This is a genomic window from Paenibacillus sp. JSM ZJ436 (assembly GCF_044383795.1).
GTDB classification, from domain to species: domain Bacteria; phylum Bacillota; class Bacilli; order Paenibacillales; family Paenibacillaceae; genus Paenibacillus_AQ; species Paenibacillus_AQ algicola.
In genome coordinates this window covers 384,650-410,209 of the sequence record NZ_JBISEO010000001.1, presented here as the reverse complement: position 1 = coordinate 410,209, position 25,560 = coordinate 384,650, and the positions used below count along the sequence as shown (strand labels likewise).

20 protein-coding genes are annotated in these 25,560 nt (G+C 48.7%); 11 read left to right on the top strand and 9 right to left on the bottom strand.

Annotated features, from left to right (window positions below; all coding sequences use genetic code 11):
- Positions 1-76 precede the first annotated feature (76 nt).
- From yedE to ACH6EH_RS02040, 3 genes are all read left to right on the top strand, one after another.
- A complete protein-coding gene (gene yedE, locus ACH6EH_RS02050) occupies positions 77-1,231 on the top strand; it encodes a selenium metabolism membrane protein YedE/FdhT (RefSeq protein ID WP_397330958.1) in 1,155 nt (384 codons plus the stop codon).
- Positions 1,221-1,448: a sulfurtransferase-like selenium metabolism protein YedF gene (gene yedF, locus ACH6EH_RS02045; protein ID WP_138225867.1), complete on the top strand. Its 228-nt coding sequence runs from the start codon at positions 1,221-1,223 to the stop codon at positions 1,446-1,448. Before yedE ends, yedF begins: the two co-directional genes overlap by 11 nt.
- Positions 1,449-1,556: 108 nt before the next feature.
- Entirely contained in the window at positions 1,557-2,366 is an 810-nt protein-coding gene (locus tag ACH6EH_RS02040; RefSeq protein ID WP_397330879.1) for an undecaprenyl-diphosphate phosphatase, read from the top strand.
- Positions 2,367-2,545: 179 nt separating this feature from the next.
- Here ACH6EH_RS02040 and ACH6EH_RS02035 read toward each other — a convergent pair whose 3' ends face one another.
- Positions 2,546-3,706 (bottom strand): MFS transporter, encoded by a 1,161-nt coding sequence (locus ACH6EH_RS02035; RefSeq protein ID WP_397330957.1) that lies wholly within the window; start codon positions 3,704-3,706, stop codon positions 2,546-2,548.
- Positions 3,707-3,859: 153 nt separating this feature from the next.
- On the opposite strand from ACH6EH_RS02035, the gene ACH6EH_RS02030 reads away from it, so the two are divergent.
- Both ACH6EH_RS02030 and ACH6EH_RS02025 read left to right on the top strand, forming a co-directional pair.
- Positions 3,860-5,764, top strand: a complete 1,905-nt coding sequence (locus tag ACH6EH_RS02030; protein WP_397330878.1) for a PAS domain S-box protein — start codon at positions 3,860-3,862, stop codon at positions 5,762-5,764.
- A 125-nt stretch (positions 5,765-5,889) separates the two neighbouring features.
- Positions 5,890-7,029 (top strand): sensor histidine kinase, encoded by a 1,140-nt coding sequence (locus ACH6EH_RS02025; RefSeq protein ID WP_397330877.1) that lies wholly within the window; start codon positions 5,890-5,892, stop codon positions 7,027-7,029.
- An 86-nt stretch (positions 7,030-7,115) separates the two neighbouring features.
- Here the strand turns inward: ACH6EH_RS02025 and ACH6EH_RS02020 are convergent, their stop codons facing one another.
- Positions 7,116-7,601: a pyridoxamine 5'-phosphate oxidase family protein gene (locus ACH6EH_RS02020; RefSeq protein ID WP_397330876.1), complete on the bottom strand. Its 486-nt coding sequence runs from the start codon at positions 7,599-7,601 to the stop codon at positions 7,116-7,118.
- A gap of 169 nt (positions 7,602-7,770) precedes the next feature.
- Here ACH6EH_RS02020 and ACH6EH_RS02015 point away from each other — a divergent pair, with 169 nt between their 5' ends.
- The 4 genes from ACH6EH_RS02015 to ACH6EH_RS02000 all read left to right on the top strand — a co-directional run bounded on the left by ACH6EH_RS02015 (position 7,771) and on the right by ACH6EH_RS02000 (position 11,328).
- Positions 7,771-7,890, top strand: coding sequence for a DUF6254 family protein (locus ACH6EH_RS02015; protein ID WP_243895836.1), 120 nt, complete (start codon positions 7,771-7,773; stop codon positions 7,888-7,890).
- A 202-nt stretch (positions 7,891-8,092) separates the two neighbouring features.
- Entirely contained in the window at positions 8,093-8,734 is a 642-nt protein-coding gene (locus ACH6EH_RS02010) for a glycoside hydrolase family 11 protein (RefSeq protein ID WP_397330956.1), read from the top strand.
- 107 nt (positions 8,735-8,841) lie between these two features.
- Entirely contained in the window at positions 8,842-9,702 is an 861-nt protein-coding gene (locus tag ACH6EH_RS02005; protein WP_397330875.1) for a formylglycine-generating enzyme family protein, read from the top strand.
- A gap of 108 nt (positions 9,703-9,810) precedes the next feature.
- On the top strand, positions 9,811-11,328 hold the full coding sequence (locus ACH6EH_RS02000; RefSeq protein ID WP_397330874.1) for a Ppx/GppA phosphatase family protein: 1,518 nt from the start codon (positions 9,811-9,813) through the stop codon (positions 11,326-11,328).
- Here ACH6EH_RS02000 and ppk1 read toward each other — a convergent pair.
- Positions 11,317-13,398, bottom strand: coding sequence for a polyphosphate kinase 1 (gene ppk1, locus ACH6EH_RS01995; protein WP_397330873.1), 2,082 nt, complete (start codon positions 13,396-13,398; stop codon positions 11,317-11,319). The genes ACH6EH_RS02000 and ppk1 overlap by 12 nt on opposite strands.
- A gap of 644 nt (positions 13,399-14,042) precedes the next feature.
- Between ppk1 and ACH6EH_RS01990 the strand changes: the two genes are divergently transcribed.
- On the top strand, positions 14,043-14,471 hold the full coding sequence (locus ACH6EH_RS01990; RefSeq protein WP_397330872.1) for an SRPBCC family protein: 429 nt from the start codon (positions 14,043-14,045) through the stop codon (positions 14,469-14,471).
- A gap of 215 nt (positions 14,472-14,686) precedes the next feature.
- Here ACH6EH_RS01990 and ACH6EH_RS01985 read toward each other — a convergent pair whose 3' ends face one another.
- The 6 genes from ACH6EH_RS01985 to ACH6EH_RS01960 all read right to left on the bottom strand — a co-directional run bounded on the left by ACH6EH_RS01985 (position 14,687) and on the right by ACH6EH_RS01960 (position 23,320).
- On the bottom strand, positions 14,687-14,977 hold the full coding sequence (locus ACH6EH_RS01985) for a hypothetical protein (protein WP_397330871.1): 291 nt from the start codon (positions 14,975-14,977) through the stop codon (positions 14,687-14,689).
- Between the two features lie 700 nt (positions 14,978-15,677).
- Positions 15,678-17,369, bottom strand: a complete 1,692-nt coding sequence (locus tag ACH6EH_RS01980) for a pentapeptide repeat-containing protein (protein ID WP_397330870.1) — start codon at positions 17,367-17,369, stop codon at positions 15,678-15,680.
- A 44-nt stretch (positions 17,370-17,413) separates the two neighbouring features.
- A complete protein-coding gene (locus tag ACH6EH_RS01975) occupies positions 17,414-17,884 on the bottom strand; it encodes a hypothetical protein (RefSeq protein ID WP_397330869.1) in 471 nt (156 codons plus the stop codon).
- A gap of 237 nt (positions 17,885-18,121) precedes the next feature.
- On the bottom strand, positions 18,122-20,893 hold the full coding sequence (locus ACH6EH_RS01970; RefSeq protein ID WP_397330868.1) for a glycoside hydrolase family 3 protein: 2,772 nt from the start codon (positions 20,891-20,893) through the stop codon (positions 18,122-18,124).
- 233 nt (positions 20,894-21,126) lie between these two features.
- Positions 21,127-22,359, bottom strand: coding sequence for a carboxylate--amine ligase (locus ACH6EH_RS01965; protein WP_397330867.1), 1,233 nt, complete (start codon positions 22,357-22,359; stop codon positions 21,127-21,129).
- A gap of 157 nt (positions 22,360-22,516) precedes the next feature.
- Complete coding sequence (locus tag ACH6EH_RS01960; RefSeq protein WP_397330866.1) at positions 22,517-23,320, bottom strand: AAA family ATPase; 804 nt, start codon at positions 23,318-23,320, stop codon at positions 22,517-22,519.
- 239 nt (positions 23,321-23,559) lie between these two features.
- Between ACH6EH_RS01960 and ACH6EH_RS01955 the strand changes: the two genes are divergently transcribed.
- Positions 23,560-25,548, top strand: coding sequence for an ATP-dependent DNA helicase (locus ACH6EH_RS01955; protein WP_397330865.1), 1,989 nt, complete (start codon positions 23,560-23,562; stop codon positions 25,546-25,548).
- Positions 25,549-25,560: the final 12 nt, after the last annotated feature.

The window sequence follows — 25,560 nt, the reverse complement described above, 5'->3', positions numbered from 1 at the left end:
GCAGAGAGGGAGAAGCAGCAACGTGAACAAATGGTATTATTTCGGATTTAAACATTACTGGAGTCCATATCTGGTAATGGCGCTGGCAGGAATCTTTAGTGCGCTGTACTTCGGCATTACGCATACGGTGTGGGCCGTGACCGGGGAGTTCACCCGCTTCGGAGGTCATATTCTGGAGCTGTTCGGTGTGGATGTATCGGATTGGGCTTATTTTGGTCTCGTGAAGCTGGACGGCACTACCTGGAGCCGGACTGACGGGTGGATCGTCTGGGGGATGTTCATCGGTGCGCTCATCAGCGTGCTTCTGAGCAGCAATTTCAAGATCCGCTTTCCTCGTCAAAAAAGACGGTACGTGCAGGCTCTCGCCGGCGGCATCATTGCCGGCTTCGGTGCGCGGATGGCGCTGGGCTGCAACCTGGCTGCATTTTTTACTGGCGTACCGCAGTTTTCCCTGCACGCCTGGCTGTTCATTGTCGCTACCGCCGGAGGCACTTACCTGGGTGCGAAGCTTGTGAATATGAAATGGTGGAAAGGCAAGCCGGTCCTGCGCGCTGGCGGTACGGCTCAGCCAACCGGACAGCAAAAATCACGTCAGCCCATAGGGGGGACGGTGCTGGGCCTTTTATATCTTGGTCTCATCATTTATTTCTACGCCAGCAATCAATTTATGCTGGGCACAGCCGCGCTGTTCGGCGCCGTTTTTGGCATTCTGATCGAGCGCGGTCAGATCTGCTTTACCTCAGCATTTCGCGATCTGTGGATTAGCGGCCGGGCGACCATGACCAAGGCGATCACGCTTGGCATGGCCGTCAGCGCGATCGCCACCTTGATTATCATTTTAGTGGCAGGCTTGGACCCGGTCACGAAGCTGGCGGCACCCAGCACGCTGGTGGGGGGATTGCTGTTCGGTCTTGGCATCGTCATGGCCGGGGGCTGTGAAACCGGGATGATGTACCGGATGATGGAGGGACAGATCGTCTTTGTTCCCGTCTTTATCGGAAATATTCTTGGCGCCACGGCGCTTGCTTATTCCTGGGATCACTTGGGAGTCTATCGCTATCTGGGTGAAAGCGGAGCCCCTGTCAATCTGATTTCAGTGATGGGTCCGGCGGCGGCACTGCTCCTGACTCTGCTAGTCCTTGGTGTCTTCTACGCTATTGCAGCCGTATGGCAGCGGCATTACCGCTTCGGAAAAGGCTTTACGAAAGGAGGTGCAACCCATGTCCGTTGATTTCACATTGGATTTACGCGGCGAATCCTGTCCGTATCCCGTTATCTATACCTTAGAGGCGCTGCAGGGAATGAAGAAGGGCCAGACACTGCAGGTGATCTCGGATTGTCCGTCGGCATTTCGTAACGTGCCGGAGGAAGCCGTGAAGCATGGCTATACGATGGCTCAGGAGCCCGAGAAGCAGGGTCAGGAATTTAGCTTGTTTATTACCGTATAGTCTTCGGGAAGCACCCATTGAACGGACCATTTGAAGTCCTAACTCTGTCTCATGTAGAATGAGAGAATCATCATTGTCGATAAGACGAAGCAGGAGGCAGAGTGTTCAATGGATGTATTGTTATGGTTAAAGTATTTATTTCTAGGAATGGTGCAGGGCATTACCGAGCCCATCCCGGTATCCTCCAGTGGTCATCTGGTCATTGTGCAGGAGCTGATGGGCCTTAAGCAAGAAGGTCTGTTTTTTGAAGTGCTGACGAATACGGCATCCTTGTTTGCGATTGCTGTCATTTACAGGCAGGACATTGCGCGCCTGATCTCTTCCACTGTGAAGTTCATCCTTACGCGGGAGAAGGAGTACCGGTCCGATTTCATGTTCAGCCTGTATGTGGTGATCGGGACGATTCCGGCGGCGCTGGCCGCAGTCCTGCTCAAGAGTCAGATCGAGCAATTCTTCTCTTCCATACATACGGTCAGCATTTCACTCCTTGTTACAGGGGTCGCTTTATGGCTGATCCGAAATTTACGGGGACGAAAAAGAGACGGTGACCTTTCCGTCCGTGACGCCTTACTTGTAGGTCTGGCCCAGGCCGTTGCCTTGATTCCAGGCATCAGCCGCTCCGGCGCTACGGTCATTTCGTCTATGGCGGTAGGGATGAAGCAGGAGACGGCCCTGCGCTTCTCGTTCATGCTCTATATTCCGATCAGTGTCGGCGGGATCATTCTCAGTGTTTCCGATCTGACCCAGATTCCGGAACGAGCCTCAATGGCGGTCCCTTATGTACTCGCCTTTGCAGCCTCACTGGTAACGACCTATTTTTCCATGAAGTGGCTGATGAACGTGATGGCTAAAGGAAACCTGAAGTATTTCGCCTATTACTGCTTTGCGGTCGGAATTTTGCTATTGTTTATCTTATAAAGCAAGAGAACCTCTTAGGGTCAGCTTCTTGCTCAACGAGGCGTCTTCCTTGAGTGAAAATGAAACCAAAAATAAAGACATGGCGATGCTGGGCTAACCTCCCAGACTCTACCATGTCTTTATTTGAGTTTATGACCTCGATTTTTTGGGGGACAGCTTCTGCTGCTGATGACATTACTTTATACTAGAGCAGCTCTGCGTTCTTGAGATCGATACATCAGGGCCAGGAGCAAGGAGGGCAGTGTACACACAATCATACCGAGAAACGCAAACCCGGGCTGAATTTCATATAGAAACCCGCCGAACAGCGTTAATATCGCCGTACTCCAGCTTAATGCCAGCGCACCGTACATCCCTTGAGCATTCGGAATTTGCGACTGAGGAATATGGTGCGTGATGAATCGCATAAATGCATAATGACCCATGGCGAACGAGAAGGCGTGCAGGGCTTGAGAGATCGAGAACACCACCACATTCGGAAAAGCGAACACGAGCAGCCACCGCACGGTAGAGCCCATCGCCGCAAGACTCAACAGAGACCCGGCAGAGAAGCTCTGAAAATAACGGTCGGCTACCACGAAAAAAATAATCTCGGCAACCACAGCAATGTTTATGATGATCCCGATCCAGTAGGTAGGAACCTCAATATGCTGCAAATAAATATAGCCATAGCTGTAATACGAGGCATGGGCCGCCTGAAGCAGAACGACGGCAGCCAGCACGATTCCGAAATAACGAACACGGAACAGCTGCAGCATGCCGTTACGTGAGCGGTGCAGTGAGGCTCCTTCCTGCAGGGCTTCAGGGGCAGGCAGCAGACTCAGCACGGCAAATACAAACATCCCGAGAATAAGTGCCCATAAGACCACGCCGTCACCGTACGTTCCTGTAAAAAAGGTAAGCACCACACCCGCCATCACAAAGCCTGCCGAGCCAAAGGATCGGCTTCGTCCATAATTGTTCAGCAGCTTCCGCTGAATCAGGATTCCTGCCGCACTGTCGAGCGCCGGCATAATGGTCGGGTAGAACATATGCACCAGCACCGTCGCAAGAATGAGCTCTATAAAGGATTCTGCCGGAATATAGGTGAGAATAGCCAGCAACGTCGCGATCGACATCGCGATCCGCAGGGTATTACTGCTGTATCTGGCCGACAGCCAGGGAAACAAAAACAGAGTGGACAGCCCTCTCATGGCTAGACCCAGACTCATAATCAGGCTGGCTTCGGATACACTCAAGCCCTTGGCTTCCATCAGCCACCCGGTCCAGAAGGGAAGAAACACTCCCCAGGTTACAAAAAAGCTTAAATACTGTCGACTCATCCAACGCTGTATGTTTATCATCTTAAACCTCCATGATTGCATAATATCACAGAGTCCCTTACAATCCTATGAGATAGGTAGATTGAAAGGACTGTTTCAGCCCTCGGATTGTTGGGTATATAGCCTATTATTTCTACCATGCGAGAGACACTGATCATGTGGAGGTCACATATGCACCGTGTTAACCTGGATAAGCCAACGCTGAATAGCCAAGTATTTGAATTCGCCTCATTTGGAATTGCACTGATGGATCATAAAGGGCTGATATTATCAGTTAACCCGGCCTTCGAACGTATGTTTGGATATCAGCAGCATGAAATGGACGGCAAGCATCTTGCCGAGTTTACATACCCGGAAGAACCCCTTCCTCTTATGAACCAAATTCTTGGGCTCATCGGAAGCACAGAGACAGAGCTGCAGGTTGAGAAGCGCTTTATCCACCGCAACGGCCATTTGATATGGGGCTTGTTTTCTGTGCGATTGTTTAGTGATGATCAAGGAGCGCCGATGTACTATATTGCACAGATGATTGATATTTCGAAGCAAAAAGAATCGGAGCAGCGACTGCAGGAATCGGTAGAGCGTTACACCTCTCTAAAAAAATACAATCACGACGCTGTAGTATCCTTTGACTTGAAGGGTAACATCATCAATGCGAATATTATGGCGGAGAAGCTGACCGGGTACAACGTGTCTACCGAGCTGATCGGGATGGAGCTTGCCAATCTGATTGGTCCGAGCCATGTATACCGCATTTTAACGGAATCCTTGCATGACAGCTCCGTCGAGCAGGAAATTGATACCCTGGTGACCAAGGAAGGTCACTTTGTGGAAGTGCTTACAAGTATTGCGCCGATTTTTGTGAATGAGCAGAATATCGGGTTCTATATGATCTGCAAGGACATGTCGGAGCAGAAGCAGCTGATTATGGCCAAAGAGACCGCAGAAGCCACCAATAAGGCCAAGAGTGAGTTTCTGGCGATGATGAGTCATGAAATTCGGACACCGATGAATGGTGTCATCGGGATGACGGATATTTTGCTGGATTCCGATCTGGAGGAGGAGCACAAAGAGTACCTGCGCATCATTCGCCAGAGCGGGGAATCGCTGCTCTCCATTATCAATAACATTCTGGATTTATCGAAGATTGAAGCGGGAAAAAGTGAGCTGCATGAGCAAATCTTCGATGTCCAGCGGATTGTGAAGGAATGCCTTTCTATTGTGTCGGCCAAGGCCGAAGTGAAGAAGCTCAGGCTGTCATACTCCATCCAGCACGATGTGCCCGAGCATTTGCTCGGCGATGCGGATCGTCTAAAGCAGGTGCTGCTGAATCTGCTCGGTAACGCGGTGAAATTCACCGGGAGCGGGGAAATCTCGGTTGCGGTCTCAAAGGCTCGCCGTGGCGATGATGACATGCTCTTGTTCACGGTGGCGGATACTGGCATTGGTATTCCTCCGGATAAGCTGAAGGTAATCTTTGAGCCCTTCTCACAGATTGACAGCTTCATGATGAAGCGGCATGAGGGAACCGGACTCGGACTCTCCATCTGTCAGCGGATCGTGGAAATGATGGGCGGTCAGATTTGTGCGGATAGTGATGGCAAGAGTGGCTCACGCTTTCATTTTACGTTTCCTCTAAAGGAAGGGAAGATGAAAGTCGCCAAGACTCAGGAGGAAGGTTATGACCAAGACCTGGAGCCTGCTAGAATACTCATAGTCGAGGACCATGAGATTAACAGACTTGTGCTTAGCAAAATGGTGGAGAAGATGGGCCACCGTGTCTCGGTGGCTACGAACGGACAAGAGGCGCTGCAAGCACTAACCCGTCATCCTTACGATATTGTATTCATGGACATTCATATGCCTGTGATGGACGGCTTGACTGCAACCCAGGAGATCCGTAAATCTATTCCCGAGGATAGGCAGCCGTACATTGTTGCTGTCACGGCCAATGCGCTCAAAGGGGACCGGGAGCATTGCCTGGAGGCAGGAATGAACGAATATATTAGCAAGCCTGTGTCCCGCGACGCGATTCAAAAGGCACTACAATTCGTCAAGCAGAAGCACCTGATGTAAACACCAAGCCAATTCCTGAGCCGTACAGGAATTGGCTTTTTTTGTCGTTTTTCCAAGATCCATGTGGAAAGCTTGCAGGTTCAATGTTATGATAGGGATTCTAGAGGCCAGTATACAGGAGGTCCATGATGAAGCAAGCCCAATCGCAAAACACATTGATCCCGTGGGAATACCTGATCGCCAGACTGCAATATTCAGTTACGGTAGTGGATGCAAGGGATCCGATACTGCCTTTAATTTATGTCAATGAGCATTTCACGGAGCTGACCGGCTATTCGGTAGAGGAATCCGTAGGCAGCAACTGCCGCTTCCTGCAAGGACCCGAGACGGATCGCGAGACCGTGGATAAGATCAAGCTGGCTATTCAGCAGCAGAAGGCTACGAAGGTTGAGATTTTAAACTACACTAAAGCCGGTCGTAAATTCTGGAACGAGCTGAATATCGACCCTATTTTTAACGAAGCTGGAGAGTGTTTGTATTTTGTTGGTATTCAATATGATATCAGTGAGCGTAAATTCGCCGAGCAGCAGCTGCAATTCGCGATACAAATGGCGGAGTACAATGCCAGACAGCATATGGAGTTCATTGGCAAGCTTAGTCATGAGATCAGAACGCCGCTTAACGGCATCATGAATATGATTGAGCTCGCCGGGATGGATGCTTCCCCGCAGGAGCAGGAGGAATATCTGGAGCTTGCACAGCAATCTGCGGAGGTGCTCCTGAGCTTTGTAAATAACAGTATGGATATGGCCAAGCTTGGCATGGGAAAAATGAAGGTGGAAGAGGTCGAATTCAGGCCCGATCAGCTGCTTCAGCAGCTATTCAAGATCCATCAGCCGGCAGCAAGGCTTAAGCAGGTGGAGCTGTCCACAGATATTGATCCTAGCCTCCCGGAGGTATTGGTCGGGGATCCGCTTCGGTTAAGGCAGATTCTGGACAACCTGCTGAGCAATGCGATTAAATTTACAGAGTCTGGCCGTGTTCAGCTGCAGGCCAGGCTGGTCAAGCAGCATAACGAATCTGCTGAGATCACATTTATCGTGCAGGATACAGGGATCGGCATTCCGAAGTCCAAGATGAAGAGTCTGTTTGGGACCTTTGTTCAGACGGACATTTCCCACTCCCGCCGCTTTGGCGGCAGCGGCCTGGGCCTGAACATTTGCAAAGAGCTCGCAGAATTAATGGGAGGACAGATTCACGTCGAAAGTGAAGTCGATGCAGGAACCACGTTCACTGTGGAGCTGAAGTTCAAATCCATAAACTAGTGTGAGCATCAAAACCCCAAGAGCCGAATTTCTTGCCGCTCTTGGGGTTTCTTTTTATCTTTGTGATTGATTCTTCAGGCAACGCGTTATTTCAGGTTTACTTCCTCATTCATATCCGAAGCCTTCACATCTTGGCCAACAGCACGGCGCAGCATGTACGTCATCATCTTGAATTTATTGCCGGAATCCCAGTACTCCGCCGTCTCTGCATGCACCTTGATCAGAACCAGGCTCGGATCATCATAGCTGCAGTCCAATATTTCTTCATAGGCCTTATTCCAGAACTCCTTGATCTTCTCCGGGTTGTCGATCAGCTCGGCATTGCCACGCACCGAGACATAGGATTTGTCAGCATACGATACATTCACCTGCTTGTTATGCAGGATTTCATGAAACTTGCTAGTATCCTTTTTGGTCAGGAACCACAGATCTCCGTCAAACTCTACTTCTTGCGTTTTCATAGGGCGGGACACGAGTCCGTCTTCAGAAATCGTTGTCAGCATCGCCGTGTCGATGTCCTTGATCAGCTTAGCGACCTTTTGAATATCCTCCGGATGTTTCGTCATACTCATGCTATAGCTCATTCCCTTCCATGTAGATGTATAGGTATATGCTTAGTATTACACGCTTGACAGAGACCCAAACCATGGATTCCGGCAAGAGGGGATGGCATGAAAATGTAATCGAGGTGGAATGCTAATGGAGGTCATTTCATTTGAATCCATCAAGGAGGGTACTGTGATGTCTCAACAAAAGAGAAGAGCAGAAGCTGCCTGGAAATCACGAAAGCAGGATCAGCATCCCCACGGCAAGATCAAATCGCTGAAGGAGCTGGCTTCCGAAGCGGAAAAGATGGATTAGAATTCGTGACCGAAGAGGACTGCCGCATGGTGAATGCGGCAGTCTTTGCGATGAAATGCTGAGATTTCTCAGGTAGGAGCTTTAATTTGGAACTATTTATGAATGCGCTATCATTTTACAATGATTATGAAAGGAGGGAGGCTGCTAAGAATCCGGGCTGCATCGAGCAGTCCATAACACACTCCAATTAAAGATGAAGGGAATGAATGTTATGAAAAAAGGTAAACGATGGGTCACCGTCATGCTGGCCGCCGCTATGAGCCTGGTAGTATTCGGTCATACGACCTATGCGGCTACAGATTACTGGCAGAACTGGACAGATGGAGGCGGTACCGTCAATGCAACGAACGGCGCTGGCGGCAATTATAGTGTTCAATGGACAAACACCGGGAACTTTGTCGTCGGCAAAGGCTGGAAGACGGGCACAGCCAATCGTGTCGTGAACTATAATGCCGGGGTCTGGGCGCCATCAGGTAACGGCTATCTTACCTTGTACGGCTGGACCCGAAACTCCTTGATTGAATATTACGTCGTGGACAGCTGGGGCACCTACAGACCGACTGGCACTTATAAAGGAACTGTCACCAGCGATGGCGGCACCTATGATATTTACACGACTATGCGGTACAATGCTCCTTCCATTGATGGCACACAAACCTTTCAGCAATACTGGAGTGTTCGTCAATCGAAGCGTCCTACCGGTAACAATGCGGCCATTACGTTCAGCAATCACGTGAATGCTTGGAAGAGTAAAGGCATGAATCTAGGAACGAGCTGGTCCTATCAGGTCATGGCCACCGAAGGCAATCAGAGCAGCGGCAGCTCTAACGTCACCGTATGGTGATGCCGGAATAGCTGCATTATAGACGGAAGGCCGTTGGCAGGATCGACGGTCTTCTTTTTTTTAGAAAAGAGAAGAATCCATCAATAGAGTGGAGAAAGGAGCGTCCTATGAATCGGATCATAGGCATGGTGTGTGTGTTAAGTATGCTCCTCGTGACCTCATTTACGGAGGATCGTATGGGGGCGGCCGAGGAGCACTCTATGATATTTGTACCGGGAGGAACATTCCAGCACCCCTCGTTTTCCCAATCCGGAACTGGGCTGGAGCGAGCGGTGGAGGTGCCTTCTTTTTATATTGGCGCTTATGAAGTTACGCAGGAGGAGTGGAATGAGGTTTATGAGGATAACCCTTCTACCTTTCGCGGGAAAGGGCTGCCTGTGGAGGGAGTGAGCTGGTATGCTGCGGTTGAATACTGTAATAAAAGAAGCCTGCTGGAGGGCCTGGAGCCGTATTATGTCATCCATCCTCAAGATCAGGATTCTGAAAATTACAACCCCAATGATCCCCTCCAATGGAGCGTCACAATTCAACCTGAGGCGAACGGTTATCGCTTGCCTACTGTGTTGGAGTGGGAATATGCGGCTAGCGGAGGAGCTGGAAGCCTGGGATTCAGGTATAGCGGCAGTCATAATCTCAATGAGGTAGCCTGGTATTGGCGGAATTCAGGTACCCGCTACCTGACCGGAGACTGGAGCTGGCCTCTCATCGAGAATAATAACAGTCAGACCCGGCCTGTAGGGAGCAAGCTCCCGAACGAGCTGGGCATTTATGATATGTCGGGTAATGTGCGGGAATGGGTCCAGGACTGGATGGCCGATGAGGGGACCCCGCAGGGAGTATACCGCATCGTCAAAGGTGGCGGGTGGATCGGTGATCTCGGCAGTCATTCCATTGAATTCAGAGGGAAATTCGAACCCAGTGGCTTCGGTCCGGATCAGGGCTTTCGGGTGGCCCGGAGCAGGCTGTAACCATCTTTTGCCTCCTGATTTGTTCATTCGCAGCTTGGTTGATACAATATCAATAGCGATTCCAACCCATGGCTAAGCTGCCAATGACACAGATAAGGAGTATGAACGATGAACATCAGAGCCGCGATTATGGATATTGGATCCAATTCCATTCGATTAGTGATCTATGAGGTCACAGAGCAAGGCCACTATCGGGTCATCCAGGAGTGCAAGGAATCCGCCCGACTCAGCGAGAAAATCGATCAGCAGGGGTACATGAGCCGTCAAGCGGTGGACAAGATCGTCCCCATCATCCGCCAATTCAAAAGCATCTGTGATTTATACAAGGTGACTCATCTGCGTGCGGCCGCTACCGCCGCAATTCGGAATGCCGAGAATTCCAGCCAGATTATTGAATGGCTCTATCAGGACACAGGGATGTCCATTGAGGTTCTCACCGGGGAGCAGGAGGGCGCCGCAGGCTTTCTTGGAGTTGTGAACACGATGAACGCTCAGGACGGGATTATTATCGATATCGGAGGGGGCAGCACAGAGGTCACGCTGTTCCGGTCCCGGCAGCTGATTCACACGTACTCCTTTCCTTTTGGAGCGGTGAACATGAATGTTCGGTTCAGTGGAGACGGTCAGTGGGAAGCCAAGCACGCTCAAGCTCTGGAGCAATATATTCGGGAGCAGCTGCTGCAGCATGAATGGATTGCCTCGAATCCGGGTCTGCCAATCATCGGCCTGGGCGGAACCATCCGTACGGTGGGCAAGATGAATCAGAAGAAGCACCGCTATTCTCTGCCGGTCACGCATCATTATCAGATGCGCGGTGAGGATGTAGAGGAGCTCTATCACAGCCTGCCTAACATGACGGTTCTTCAGCGCAAGAAAATTCCGGGTCTCTCCAAAAGCCGCGCCGATATTATTATCCCTGGCGTTATTATCATGCAGACCATCTACCGCACCGCTCAGGCCTCGCAGTGGATGATTTGCGGCTCGGGTCTGCGGGATGGATTGTTTCAGGAGCTGATCACTCCGGACCATCCGATCGTACCGGATCCGCTGGAGATCAGTCTGCAGAACATTCTTGCCTTTAACACGCCCGTGCCGCCTGAGCATCTGGAGCGGGTATCCGCTCACGCCCGGCAGCTCTACGCCGCTCTAGAGCCGGCTCCATTAGAGCTTGATCAGAAGCTGCTCCAGGTGTCCAGCAGGCTATACAAAACCGGAGCTGCGCTTAACTATTATCAATACAGCCGGCATACGTATTATTGGCTCCTGAACGCCGGGCTTCGGGGAATGACGCACCGGGAGGCTGTGCTCACGGCCCTGATTGCCGATTATCATCCCAAGGCAAGGACGCCTGAGCAGATCCAAGAATTCAAAGACATCCTTCACGATGCTGATGATATGCGAATTTACCGCCTGGGCTCACTGGTTAAGCTGGCTGCTGCACTGGACCGCAGTGAACTGGGAAGTATCACCGAGGTGACGGCGCAAACAAAAACCGGCTCTGTGCATTTGCAGCTAAGCTGCAAAACAGAACCGGTTCTGGAGATGGGCGAGCTGGAGGCCGCTGCGAAGGATGTGCAGAAGGCCTGGGACGTCAACCTATCCTGGTCCGTTCATTTACTTCCATGAGGCAATATTCATCGCCTCGAATTGACTGCGTATAAGCTGGCTATCACTGCTCACGCGGGTATAGCTTCCGTTAGGGAGGAGCATTCTGGCCTTCACGTTATCCCGCAAGGAAAGGTCCAGGATGCTCCATATAATATCTTTGAGCTTGGGATCGAACACGGGGCACATAAGCTCGATTCTCCGTGTCAGATTCCGCGTCATCCAGTCCGCACTGGAGAGGAATACATCCGGCGTACCGGCATTTTGGAAGTAAAAGATTCGGGAATGCTCCAGGAAGCGGTCCACAATACTAAGAACCCGAATATTCTCGCTCAGGCCCTGAATGCCGGGGCGAAGACAGCAGACTCCCCGCACGATCAGATCAATATGCACTCCGGCCTGGGAGGCGGCATACAATTCATCAATCATTTCCTGGTTGGATAAGGAATTGATCTTGGCAATGATTCTTGCCGGCCTCCCGGCGGCGGCATGCTCCGCTTCCCGGCGAATGAGAGAGAAGAGGTTGTCCTTCATGCCTGTGGGAGCCATGCTGAAGGCTTGCAGCTCTCGTTGAGCGGCATAGCCTGTAATCTCGTTGAACAGCGCAGATGCATCCTCGCCGATGATTGGATTGGAGGTCAGCAATCCGATGTCCGTATAGATTCTTGCTGTTGTTTCATTGTAATTGCCGGTTCCTACATGCACATACCGGTTCAGCACCTGATTCTCGCGCCGTACGACGAGAATGATCTTAGCATGAGTTTTTAAGCCGACGAGCCCGTAGACCACGTGGCAGCCGGCTTTTTCCAATGTGCGGGCCCAGGCGATATTCCGCTCTTCATCAAATCTCGCCTTGAGCTCCACAACAACCGTGACCTGTTTACCGGATTCCGCTGCCCGGGCGAGTGCCGGGATCAGACGGGAGTCACCGTTGACGCGGTACAGCGTCATTTTGATCGCCATGACCTGCGGGTCCTCTGCTGCCTCAATAATAAAGTCAGTGACCGCATCAAAGGACTCATAAGGGTGGTACATCAAGCGGTCCTGTGCACGCAGCAAGCTGAACATATCCTGCTCGGTGTGAAGCTCCTGCGGGTATACCGGCTTGATTGGCGGGTAACGGAGATGAGACATGCCTTCGATACTGTCCGCGAACGAGATTAGAAAGCTGAGATCCAGCGGTCCGTCGACCTCGAACACATGATCATCCAAACCGAACTCCTCCTGCAGATGCTCCAGCGCAAACGGATGAATGCCTTTCTCCACCTCCAGCCTGACCGGGGCACCTCGGCGTCGGCGTCGTAACTCTTTCTCAATTTCCTCCAGTAAATCTTCGGCTTCTTCTTCATTAATTGTAAGATCCGCATTCCGGGTGAGCCGGAAGCCGTGGACTGCCTCAGGCCAGTAACCGCCAAACAGCGACTGGATGTGATGCTTGATCAGCTCCTCAATAAGAATAAAGGACCGCTTCTTGCTGTTGGAGCGGTGGGGGACCGGAATCACCCTTGGTATATTGGAGGGCACCTGCACAATGGCGAAGAAGCGTTCATCCTCCAGATCACTATGATGCTGACGCAATACAACGGCCAAATACACATATTTATTGTGAACGAGTGGAAAAGGACGGCTCTGATCCACGGCCATGGGGGTAAGAACCGGAAATACAATATCATGATAGTATGTATCCATTGCTTTTTGCTGTGTGGCATTGAGATCGTGATAGCCCAGCATCACAATCCCTTTCTTGACCAGCTGACGGGACAGGTCCCGATAAGCGCGGTATTGCTCGGTGACCATAGCGGTTGTTCTTTTTCGCAGACGACGAAATAAGCCGGCAGGGGAATAGCCGGTAAAATCTTTATGAGTAAAGCCTGCCTTTGTCTTCTCTTTCGTTTCGGCGACCCGGACCGCCATAAATTCGTCCAGATTACTGCCTACAATCGCCAGGAATTTGGCGCGTTCGAGCAGGGGAGTTGCAGCATCCTGAGCTTCCTCCAGCACTCTTCGATTAAATTCGATCCAGCTCAGATCGCGGTTCAAGTAGCGGTTCGACACGCCCTTTTCTCCTTGCTTTATGATTTCTTGTAACATAACATTAGCAACCTCCGTTAAGATCCAGACTTGACCTTATGCTTATTGTACGTGTATAGAAAACATCATTCATCAGAAGAATGTAAAAGCAAAGTAAAGCCAATGTAAAATGTGCAAATTTGCATAAAAGCTGGATGCGCTGCTAGCAAAAAAAGGACTTTTTATATAGTTATAGTATAAAGAGAATCACTGCCCGAAACAATATGGGGCAGATGAATGAGAGGATGTCAGACAACATTACCTTGATACGGATTCTTCTCGAATGAAAAATAAAAATGACTCCCGTGTTACACAGGAATCATTCTTATTTTGAATGGTAGAGAGTAGAGACAAAATGTAGATTAGGAAATGTTGGACAGTGAAGAGGGACTTTGATTCTCAATGGCGAATTCTACAAGGAACCCATGACGGTCCGGAAGAGCAGATTTACGTTAATCCGTCTGCCGCGCAAGTAGGGCATCAATGATCATCGCGTGACTCCCACCCTAACGTCACCGTGGAGGTGACGGAAGCTGAGGTTAAACAACAACTGCGAGAAGCAGCAGGCTATTCTTCCGAGAAGATAAGTGAAGGAATCATTATCGAATCCAAGGGAGCGGGGGTCAAGATGGTAATTTATAATCAGGAACCTTGCAAAAGCAGAAATGCTGATCAGAAAATCTGTAGAATTAGTATTTGAAGCCTTAATTAACCCGGAGCTAACTACCAAATTTTGGTTTACCAAAAGTAGCGGAAGATTAGAGGTGGGTAAAAGCGTTAGGTGGGATTGGGAAATGTATGGTGTGTGGGATGAAATACTCGTGAAACAGCTTGACAAGCATAAACGAATTATTGTCGAATCGTCTGATGGTACTACAATTGAGTGGGTTTTTACATCAAGAGCAGATCACGAGACGTTCGTTACAATCGAAAACTATGGATTTACAGGCACCGATGATGAAATTATTCGTCAGTGTATGGACTCTGTTGGTGGATTTACAATGGTGTTATGTGGGTTGAAAGCATTGTTGGAGCATAATGTTGAATTAAATTTGATTTCAGATAAAGCGCCAGATGCTCATGAATATGAGTGACAATGATGAGGGAGCGGGGATTGTAAGTTTATACAGTATCTCGCAAAATTCAATTAATTATAATTGATGAGCTAGTACTATTCTAAGTTGTATATTAATCGTCTTCTTTCAGATTTATGAGAGAAGGCGGTTTTTTTACTGGTGAAAGTGAATAAAATTAGATATTAAATTACTTGAAATTTATTATTTTCTAAATTTGGAGCTGCCTAGAAAATTCACGAAAACATCATTTTTTTTAAGCTGATAACATCGCCCTCCCAGCCGCATTTGGACTGTAAGGTAACTAACTGGCCAAAGGGTACCTTTTTAACAGAAAATACTCCACATTCTTCACATTCCAAAGAACAGCTGTCAGCAGAATTTTCCCATGCTCTTTGGAAGCTAGAAATTGCTTTAGCATGAGCAACATTTGTATTGATCCAAGGAGACCAAATCATTACAAAAAGCAAAATAATTAAGGTAAGTGTACCTCCAATAGAGATGTACACCAGGTTCTTTTTTTTCATGACATTTTCACTCCTATCCTTAATTTTGTACATGTCTGACTAATTATAGGTATTAACGCTTATTACCCGTATAAAGTTGTAAGGTTCTTTACGCAGTGTTAATTCACTATGTAACTTGTTCTGAGGCTGTAGGAGTTAATGATAATAGGCTGGTACTTCATCAAATACGGTTTGCAAAGAATATGGAAGGAAAATTCTTGTATTTCTTAAGCAATTGGTCCGGATGCTCTCTTTATTTATATGTATGCAATAAATCAATAATGTGGCTCAATGTGGCTCTGAAGGTGTGGCTGCAGAGAACAGATTCAGGTAGCTGCAAAGTGATGTAAGATTTTACATTTATTGATCCGGCAGGATACTGTGAATCATTCCGCCCTCGTAGAAAGTGCAAATTAGGCTGAAGCACTGAGAGGGCTCTTTGTTGTGGTATCATCTATGCGTGGCTTATCGGAATAGAGAGGGAGGGGATGATCCGTCCAGTCGGTATGCTTAAATATGGTATTACGCCGAGTATTCGCCGGAAAGTGTTTCCTAGGCTTCTGAAAACAATGGTAAAGCAATCCAAGTCCGTCCACTATGAGTTTTTTATACTAATACACAAAACTCGTATTTTGTACATATGTCTAATACCTCATATTCATTGGCAAGTAGTCACTAGTTATGTGATTACTTGCCTCTTTTCATTGTGTTGGTTATTTTATTATTCTTCAAAGTACTTTTTTTTGTTGAATTCATTTTTGAAAGAGATTAGTTGACCAATTCCAGAAGAATTCCACAAATTAAAAAATGGTTTAACTTTGTCTACAGTTTTTACATCATCACCACGTTTGTCACATTTTGTTATAAACAGTTGCTCGATTGCTCTAGATATTGCAACAAAAAAAGTGCAAAGTTCTTCATCGATATTGTCTCCAAAGAAAGCATCATCCTCCAAACCGATAAGAAAAACTACCTTATATTCTAATCCTTTGCTTTTGTGTATTGACATCACTGGGATCGAATGCATTCCTTTAAATCTTTCAATTGAATATACCCAATCTGTACAAGTTTCATATTCAGCCCACAATAGACTTACATAGTTTTTAATTAGAGTATCTAAATAAGCATTATTATATTGTCTGTATACTCCTCTTAATTTTTCCCGATCCAAATGGTTAAGTATATCTAAGACTGTAAGGTACAATTCGTCTACAGTAGTTAAATTCGTCATTTTTAACTCTAGCGTCTTAATGTACTTTACAAAGTTACCCTCAAGTGTTTGTTGAACTGTATTAGAAGTTCTTGAATTGTAACCATTAAGTTGCCTTAAAACCTTAATTATAAATGACCATTCATCAGGGGCTTTAAATGGTAAAGCTAGCAATATAATAGATTGTACAATTTTTATTATGTCTTCCTTCAGTAACGTTTGATACTGATCTTCTACTCGTGAATGAATATGATCGCGATCTAATAAATCCATTATGCAGGTAATTTTCTGGTTAAAATACAAAGCTCCGTCCACAAAAGGATCGTCCCAGTGCTGTGGACGTGTGAGTGCCAAAGGTAATCGTGTATGATCATCGCCTTTAGCCGCATTGATCTGAGATTGAGTTAGAAAAATGCTCTTGGAGAGGTCTGCTCCTCTAATATCGGCATCACGAAAATCTGCACCGATGAGATCTGCCCCCCTCAGATTCGCTCCTCTCAGGTCAGCAGCAATGAGATACGCTCCTCTCAAATAAGCTCCTTTCAGGTCCACTTTTCTCAGATCGGCGGCAATGAGGTCGGCCCCTCTACCCATCTTCACTTTACGAGCGGAACCCCCTTTTTTCGGCCTCGTTCCATGTGTTTGCTTACTTTGAGCCTCCGTACGCACTAGTTCACTGGTCTTAATAAGCAGTGTATTTACGTGTGCACGGTGTTCAATCATGTCTAATTCCAGGAGCTCGTTAGCTGGGAGCAGACTCCATCGTTCTGTCATCTCCAGCAAGCTGCGAATCTCGTCATGAACAGGCTTTCCCGCTTGAAGCGTCATTGCCTCTGTCAAATACCACATCAATTCATGAAGCTGCAGCATAACCAGGAATGCGTTGAACATTGACTTAGCTGTGTCCGGAAACTGGCGCCAGTCTTGCCCGCGGAACGTAATCTGAGAAACCTTCTGCCCCGCTCCGAAACAGTCAAATGCCAAACACCCCTTAAGACCACGGGCACTCAGGCTTTTGTGAATATTGCACCGAAAGTCATGCTGCAGTTGGATACACGGTTGACCTGCTTCTTTATCAATGGGGAAACCTTCAGAAGCTGAGAAACATAGAGAGACACAGCATAGCCCAAAACAATGATCACAATCTGCCCGAAGATCTTCGCCGTCCTTCTCTTGCTTGACCTGAACGTTTCCGTCATTCAAACATTTCATCTGCACCTTCACCCTTTACCTATATGATTTGTGCTTTATCGCATTTGAGCGGCTGATATCCATTTCACCAGATCTGCATCAATGAGAGTTTCTTTATACAGCACATCCCCGCTATTTTGAAAAAAAGGAATATGTAATGAAGCGTCATTCATAAATTTGAAGACAAGCAAACCTTCAGGGCCCTTTTCAAACACTATTTCTGTGGCCTTTACTCGTTCAGCGCTATTTATCTGGTTGACAATTCTATGAATCGTTTGCAGATCCGTAATCGTCTGGCTGCTTTGATTGGACATATTGACATTCTTATAAATGGTCATCGACTGTATGTCGCTCTGGTTCGAAATGAATAGATTTCTTTTATCGTTGTTATCCGAAAACAAAATATAAGCCACGCTGGTCAATACGAGGAGCAATAAGATAAATAAATAATTCACCTTTTGAATCCAATGACTTATATGCCAATAACGACTTTTCAGTTTAGATTTCTTTCTTTGTTGATCCTGCATGATCAAACCCACTTTCTATCACCCAATGATAAATCATTCATCTTATATAATACCAAATTGAACTAGTTAATGGAATAATATGACTCCGATGATAATCTTTAATAAAATGCCTATTATTCTAATGCCATGTTATCGAAGGTACAGTTGCGCAAAAAAGGAGCTTACAGCAGTCTCCAAGACTGTCATAAGCTCCTCAATCTAGTTAATGATGCTCAATGATCATTATGGCGTTCTCAATTATTCTTTCTTGAATGCAATCCAGCCCAGCTCGATTCCTGGCTTCACAAAATCCAGCCTCATCTCATAATACCCCTGCTCCAGCTCCACCTTGCCGAGACGCTGCTGCAGCCAGCTTCCCTCTGTACCGCTGGTTTGCACGGTCGTTAACAGCTCCTCATTCAAGTACACGTTACAGGCACACTGTGCCCAGCGTACAGCATCCGATTTCAGCTTAACGACAAGACGGTAGATCCCGGCCTCTTCTACGCGGAATGTGATGGACTCGGTTTCGTTAGGAATGATCTGCCCTTCGCCTTCTAGCACCTGTACTGCTGAAGCAGAAGCTTCTGCCGCAGCCATTCTTGCGACAGGCGGCTCCGCTTGAGGTTCACGTGCAAATACCGGAGCATTCATTAGGAAACGGCAGATGTTGCTGGCCGCCCGCTGCAGCTCAGCCCGTGTAACGAGCCCATCTGCTAGGCCTTGTATCGTGTTGTCGTTCATGACGTTGAATTGAGCTCCGTAGTTCTGTACAACCATGTACAGATCGTTCTGTGCCCGGACCATGGCGGCCGTGTTCTTCTCATCATACGCTCCGCCCAGGACGGGGTCATTCATCTTGGCCCACCAGTCCGTCATCACAATCCCGGTAAAGCCCCACTCGCCCCGCAGGATGGTGGTGTTCAGATCATAGCTGGATGCAGACCAATATCCGTTCACCGGATTATAAGCAGTCATGATGCAAGTCGCGCCGCCATCCTTCACGGCGATTTCGAAGCCTTTCAGGTAAATTTCCCGGATTGCGCGCTCAGACACTACGGCATTGACGAAATGACGCTGATGCTCCTGATTGTTACAAGCAAAATGCTTCAGCGTCGCATGAGCGCCGCCCTTTCGAATTCCCCGCACTGATGCACTGGCCATAACACCAGTTAGAAGCGGGTCCTCCGAGAAGTATTCAAAGTTACGTCCATTCAGCGGATGCCGGCGGATGTTCATCCCCGGTCCGAGCAGAGCGTCAATCTGGTAATCCAGCAGCTCCTGTCCTTCCCATACATACAGCGCCTCCACCAGCTCTGTATTCCAGCTGGCAGCAAGCAGCGTACCGATCGGAACCTGGGTGGCCAGATGTCCGCTATCCATTCGGATGCCGGATGGGCCGTCTGCCGTACAGGCGACGGGCAGTCCATAGTGAAGCAGCTGCTCGGTTACTCCGCCAAAGGCTGAAGCAGTCCCGGGTGTAACGAGCGGACTGCTCATGCCTTCGCCTCTGACAAGCGCAGCGAGATCTTCATCACTCAGCTGAGCAATAAACGTCTCCAATGTCACGCGGCCCGCCTGCACGTCCTGCAGCTTAAATCCCTGATCCCCTGTCGGTGTCATTTCTGCCGGCAGTCCAGCTTCTATACGTTTGGCCATATCGACCTGACGCGTAGGCACCTCTGCATAGGTCAGCTCGTAGGTTCCGTCCTGCTTCCGCTCTCCCGGCACGATGCGGGTGAAGCCTTCAGTGGGTGCCATCGCCTCTTGCAGCTGCTTGACCACCTGCAGCGACTTCACCTCATAGCCCTCCAATCCATCCAGCTGGACTGGCACGGTCTCACGTACACTGCATCCCGCATGGAAGCGATAATGCCCCGCTTCCAGCACATATGCCGACCGATGTCCGGTGACACCGCTGTCATCGTAGGACGCCAGCGCATGAGCATGTATTCGTACCGTCACTTGTTCGGATGATCCGGGCTTCAGCAATCCGGTCTTGATAAAACCGGCAAGCACGCGAGCAGGCTTACCCAGCTTGCCTTGCGGAGCCTCCACGTACACCTGGAACACTTCTTTTCCTTCATAAACAGCTCCGGTATTGGTCACGGTGGCTTCAACCTGAATGATGTCCTCACCATCCTCACGCACTACAGTTCCCTGTACACCTTCGATGCTAAACGTGGTGTAAGACAGACCATAGCCGAAGGGATATTGAACCTTCTCTGGGCAAAAGGTCTCAAAATACCGATAGCCGACATAAATGTCTTCCTGGTACAGGTTTTTCGTATCACTGCCATAGTTAGCGCTTGACGGATAATCCTCCAGCGTATAAGCAATAGTATCGGTCAGCTTGCCGCTCGGCACGGCATCCCCCGCCAGCAGATCCGCAATGGCATTGCCGCCTTCCATACCGCCCTGCCAGGCATAAATCACACTCAAAATAGGATGCTTGTGCCCGCTGTCCTTCAGCCAGCTCATATCCATAATATTGGGCACGTTCAAAACAACTACAGTACGCTCAAAATGACTACTGACCAAGGTGAGCATTTCCTGCTCCGCAGTCGTTAACAGATAGCTGCCAGGGGCATATGCGTTATCCTGATCCTCGCCAGCGGTCCGGCCAATAACAACGATGGCTTGATCCGAGAGGCTGTGGGCATGTTGCACGATGTCATCGCTTAAAGGCATTTCTTGCTGATGCCAAGGCTCTGCCGCCCAAGCGCCGCCGCCGTTATCAAACGGATGCTCCTTGATCCACTCCTCGTAAATACTTGCCAGAGCCTCGTTGACTTTAACCTGCGGCTTGCTGCGCAAACCGTCTAACAAATTCGTTGTATAGGCTACATTGACGCTGCCGCCAGAGCCGGTACCGCTGCGATAATAGTCAATCTGGGAGCGTCCGAACACCGAAACAACCTTCCCATGTCCAATCGGCAGACCTTGTTCGTGATTTTGGAGCAGTACGGCTCCTTCTGTTGCGGCTTTGCGGCTGAAGTCTGCAAAGGCCTGTGATGGTTTCTGGTTCATATTCTTTGGCAAAGCATTCCCTCCGATGATCATAATCTCATACTATGTAAATTGTACTTGGGTTTTAGACAACAGGACATACCAACAATTTAAGGTAGATGCTACAATTTCAATATTTTCGAGTGAAGTCTGCCGTATAGATCCGCTATATTCCCCAAAAAAACAGCAGCCTGGACCTAGCCCAAGCTGCTGTTTGATCGTAAACCCTATGACTACGGAGTGCTGTGATGTTCCTATTGCTTCTCAAAATAATGCTCGCGGAAATTTTTCACATGACCATTATTGTATCTTGCAATTCGAATGATTCGCTTGAGGTTCAAATCCGGGGGATACCAGAGCGATTTTAGAACCTTTTTTTGTTTATACAGCTCATGGATTTCTTGAAGCAGCTTCGAGTTCGATACGTATCTGTTCAGTACGCTCTTAGGAACATTGGTCCACATTCCTGTCTGATTGCCGTAGACACATTCCTCTTCCTTGCCATAGACGACATTGTCGATCAGCACCTTGATCATATTCAGGCCCGCCGCTCTGACAAAAAGACTGCTTCTTCCCATTCTCGGATTGATTTCAAACATCATATACTTTCCGGTTCGGCTATCGTATTTCATATCGATATTCGAGAAGCCCACATAACCGATCTCCTCCAGAAAGGTCTTGATCTGCTGGTACAGCTTCATGTCGGAGCGAGCAATAATGGCGGCATAATTACCGAGTGTTTTGGGAGCGTATTCCTCCAGGACGGGCTGTCCCAGACTCATCAGCTTGACCTTGCCGTTCTCATCCGAATAGCTGTTCATGACTCGCATGGCGTCATCCCCGCCGGGAATGAACTCCTGAATAATTAATTTTCCTTGATAGTCCGAACGATTCAGGCTTGTGACCATCTTGAGATATTCATTCTTATCATGGAAAAAGAACACCTTCTTCTTGCCTTCAAAATCACTATGCAGGTAGTCATAGGCATTGCTGTTCTCCGGCTTTACTACGATCGGAAAGTCAAAGCTCATCTGATCCAAAGCGGTTTCGCGTTCATGCGGTTGACACACGATCGTCTTGGGATAGTCCAATCCATGGCGCTCACACAGCTGATAGAATTTATCCTTTGTATCAAAGGTATCCAGCAGCTCCTCAGAAACAAAGTGATTCGCAATCAGCCCTTTGAATTTGGAATAATGACGGGTCAGCAGGCTGGCATAGTAGTCTGAGCACGGGATGACCACTATTTTTTGATTGTCGGCAGCGTGCTTCTCCAGAATGGATAAGAGCGCTCCGGGAAAGACCTCGTCATGGTCAAATCTGTCGATCTGCACAAGGTGAAACAACTGACTGTTCATCGTTGGAATGAGCAGCCGGGTGCACAGCAGTAAAGGCTTGATCTGATAGGCTTCATGAATCAGCCGGGCATTGCCATATGCGTTTTCATCGCTTCCTAGAATGATGGGTAGAAAATCGTATGGTTTCATGTCTGCTCCTTATCCTTTATGTACTTGTCCATCTCACTTTGCATCAAAGCTCACATGTTCTGCATTTTAGTTTATGCGCAGTTCCTGGATATTTCAAGTTTGATATGACGGTCAGGATCAGGAAGCCGATGATTTTCAGATCTTCTTCCATTAAAGATTAACGCTTTGGCTGGTACTCCGCAAAAGCTTCTTCAATATGATCTGCGCGCAGCAGGCTATCCTCGATGATTGCCTTTCGCTTGGCCTTCAGAACAATTTGCTCCATCTCTGCGTAGCTTGATCCTTGAAGAATGGATGCAGCGATCGACTGGAGCTGATCCTCTTGGCCGAAACCGCCGATCAGGAGCGAGATATATTGATCCCGTTCTTTCTCATCCGGCAGGCTGTAGGCCATCTTGGTGTCAAACCGCCGCCAGATTGCGTGATCCAGCTCGGTTTCCAGATTGGTTGCCGCCATAAAGATGCTGTCGCCCTCAAACTCATCCAGACATTGCAAAAGCGTGTTAACCACCCGGGACATTTCTTTAACCTCATCGTTGTTCTCTCGCGTTCTCGCGATGGCGTCGAATTCATCCAGAAACAGGACACAAGGTGTGGCCTTCGCATATTCAAAAATTTTACGGACATTGCTCGCGGTCTCTCCCAAATGACTATGAATAATAGCATCCAGACGCACCAGCAGCAGAGGCAGCTCCAGCCGGGTCGCTACATAGAACGCGGTCAGCGTCTTGCCTGTCCCGGGAGGCCCGAACATCACAATCTTATTGGGAATCGGCACATCATGCTCCTTAAACCTTTCCTTCATGCCCAAAATGGTAATGAACTCCTCCACAATCTGCCGGTTTCGATCCGGCAGCACAATACGCTTTACCCTGCTCTCACATTCTTTAACCGTATAATAAGCAGCCATGTCGATGCCTTTGGCCCGTGGCAGCCGTTGATTGGATGACGTTTTGCCCATGCTTCATTCTCCCTTGTCCATCATAATGATGACATTCATTTAATTGTAATTATTACGAATAAATGAAGTATATGCAATTTGTTTTGCCGTTGTCAACCATTTTGCAAAGCGTGGGATTTGTGGTTCATTCAACTTTATCTTGCTAAACCTGTTACTCCATGAGATAATTGATGTTTTCCAAATCGTAATGAGATTGATGTTTACATTAAACGATATTAAATTGTGTCGGAGGCGTGAGCGTGGAGCGATATCCTTTTTCCTATAATCCGTCAGAACCGTTCGTCAAGCAGGTTGGCGATTGGGTGGCGGATGTTTTTTATGATGTGCTGCCGGAGCATGGGTTCGAGATCCGGGATGAACAAATTTATATGGCCTACCAGCTGGAGCGTGCCTATGCAGAGCAACAGACCATTTTTGCTGAAGCCGGTGTAGGTACAGGGAAAACCCTGGTGTATCTGCTTTATGCCATCAATTATGCGAGGTATACCCGCAAGCCGGCTGTCATTGCCTGCGCGGATGAATCGCTGATCGAGCAGCTGGTGAAGCAGGAAGGAGATCTGGCGAAGCTGGCTTCTTACCTGGATCTGCAGATTGACGCAAGGCTTGGTAAATCACCCGATCAATATCTGTGTCTCCGTAAAATAGACGGTGCTCGTCTTCAGGATGAGGATGCAGCATTCATTGAAGAGGTGCACGAAAGCCTCCCTGACTTTGTTCATGCTCCCGGTACCATGCAGGCCTTCTATCCTTATGGTGACCGAAAGCAATATCCTCATTTGAGTAATGAGCAGTGGCAGAAGATGAACTGGGACTCATTCCAGGACTGTTTTGTATGTGAAAAAAGGCATCGCTGCGGCATGACCTTATCCCGGGATCATTATCGCAAATCGACCGACCTCATTATTTGTTCCCATGATTATTACATGGAGCATGTATGGACATATGAGGGGCGCAAGCGTGAAGGCCAGCTCCCTCTGTTGCCGGAGCATAGCTCCGTCGTCTTTGATGAGGGGCATTTGCTGGAATCCGCGGCGCAGCAAGCCCTCAGCTACAAGCTGAAGCATAGTGCTTATGAGGAAATTATCACCCGGCTTCTGGATGGCGAGATTCGGGAGACGCTGGCCGAGTCCATTGAAGCTTCGTTGGATCAGAGTCAGCTGGTGTTTGACCTCATTGCCAAGCAGGCCAAAGCCATTCCGGGATCCGACCGTTATGAAATTGACGTGGATGAGAAGCTGATTTCTGAACTGAATCGCTGGCGGAGCACGATTGAGCAAATCGATGAGGAGCTGGTGTTTGAGAGTGGACTGCATACCCTGGATGAGTATAAGCTGCGCATTGTAGAGGAGCACCTGGAGATGATCCAGATTGCGCTGCAGCTGTTTCAGAAGCGTGACCGATTCATCTGCTGGGCGGAAATGAATCAGAATGGCGAGGCTACGCTGGCCATGATGCCGCAGACGGTCAAAGAGGTGCTGAAGGAGCGCGTGTTCGGACTGAAAATGCCGATTGTCTTCTCGTCCGCCACGATGTCAGTGGATGGATCTTTTGACTACGTGGCCGAGAGCCTTGGTATAACGGATTATATCTCCTTCTCGGTAGCCTCTCCTTATGATTACGAGAAGCAGATGAAGCTGCTTGCGCCGCGGGAGCTTATGCACAGCGATTCTATGACGGAGGAAGAGAAGCTGATGCAGAAGCTGGAGCTGGCAGCCAAGCTGATTGAGCGGACCGGCGGACGAGCTCTATTGTTATTCAAAACCATGGACGAGCTCAAGGCATTCAAGCATGCGTCAATGCGTCATCCTAAGCTCACTGCCTATACCATGCTGTATGAGGGGGACCGGGAGATCAGCAGCCTGATTACTCAATTTCAGCAGCAGGAACAGAGCGTGCTCTGTGCAGCGAGCCTGTGGGAGGGCCTTGATGTACCGGGGCCTTCATTATCTAACGTCATCATATGGTCACTGCCCTACCCGCCGCAGGACCCCGTATTTACGGCAAAACGGAAGGCTGCTGCTTCAGCTGTTGAGGAGGTTGACCTTCCCTATATGCTGCTCCGCTTGCGTCAAGGCTTGGGAAGGCTGATTCGTACCTCGACCGATCAAGGCATTGCAGCCATGCTTGACGCAGAGGTGGTGCTGGACCATGGTGTCCGCGAACGCATCGAAGCCGTATTGCCGCCGGGAGCGGCTCTTGAGATTGAAGCTTTGTTGAGCTATAGCTAGCGGAAGAAGCAT

Bases quoted from the DNA above. Each gene is read 5' to 3' on its own strand.
- ACH6EH_RS01965 (WP_397330867.1), bottom strand. From the start codon at position 22,359: ATGAAACCATACGATTTTCTACCCATCATTCTAGGAAGCGATGAAAAC.
- ACH6EH_RS02030 (WP_397330878.1), top strand. From the start codon at position 3,860: ATGCACCGTGTTAACCTGGATAAGCCAACGCTGAATAGCCAAGTATTT.
- yedE (WP_397330958.1), top strand. From the start codon at position 77: ATGGCGCTGGCAGGAATCTTTAGTGCGCTGTACTTCGGCATTACGCAT.
- ACH6EH_RS01970 (WP_397330868.1), bottom strand. From the start codon at position 20,893: ATGAACCAGAAACCATCACAGGCCTTTGCAGACTTCAGCCGCAAAGCC.
- ACH6EH_RS02015 (WP_243895836.1), top strand. From the start codon at position 7,771: ATGTCTCAACAAAAGAGAAGAGCAGAAGCTGCCTGGAAATCACGAAAG.
- ACH6EH_RS02005 (WP_397330875.1), top strand. From the start codon at position 8,842: ATGAATCGGATCATAGGCATGGTGTGTGTGTTAAGTATGCTCCTCGTG.
- ACH6EH_RS01960 (WP_397330866.1), bottom strand. From the start codon at position 23,320: ATGGGCAAAACGTCATCCAATCAACGGCTGCCACGGGCCAAAGGCATC.
- ACH6EH_RS02000 (WP_397330874.1), top strand. From the start codon at position 9,811: ATGAACATCAGAGCCGCGATTATGGATATTGGATCCAATTCCATTCGA.
- ACH6EH_RS02040 (WP_397330879.1), top strand. From the start codon at position 1,557: ATGGATGTATTGTTATGGTTAAAGTATTTATTTCTAGGAATGGTGCAG.
- ACH6EH_RS01985 (WP_397330871.1), bottom strand. From the start codon at position 14,977: ATGAAAAAAAAGAACCTGGTGTACATCTCTATTGGAGGTACACTTACC.
- ACH6EH_RS02020 (WP_397330876.1), bottom strand. From the start codon at position 7,601: ATGAGTATGACGAAACATCCGGAGGATATTCAAAAGGTCGCTAAGCTG.
- ACH6EH_RS01975 (WP_397330869.1), bottom strand. From the start codon at position 17,884: ATGCAGGATCAACAAAGAAAGAAATCTAAACTGAAAAGTCGTTATTGG.
- ppk1 (WP_397330873.1), bottom strand. From the start codon at position 13,398: ATGTTACAAGAAATCATAAAGCAAGGAGAAAAGGGCGTGTCGAACCGC.
- ACH6EH_RS02025 (WP_397330877.1), top strand. From the start codon at position 5,890: ATGATGAAGCAAGCCCAATCGCAAAACACATTGATCCCGTGGGAATAC.
- ACH6EH_RS01990 (WP_397330872.1), top strand. From the start codon at position 14,043: ATGCTGATCAGAAAATCTGTAGAATTAGTATTTGAAGCCTTAATTAAC.
- ACH6EH_RS02010 (WP_397330956.1), top strand. From the start codon at position 8,093: ATGAATGTTATGAAAAAAGGTAAACGATGGGTCACCGTCATGCTGGCC.
- yedF (WP_138225867.1), top strand. From the start codon at position 1,221: ATGTCCGTTGATTTCACATTGGATTTACGCGGCGAATCCTGTCCGTAT.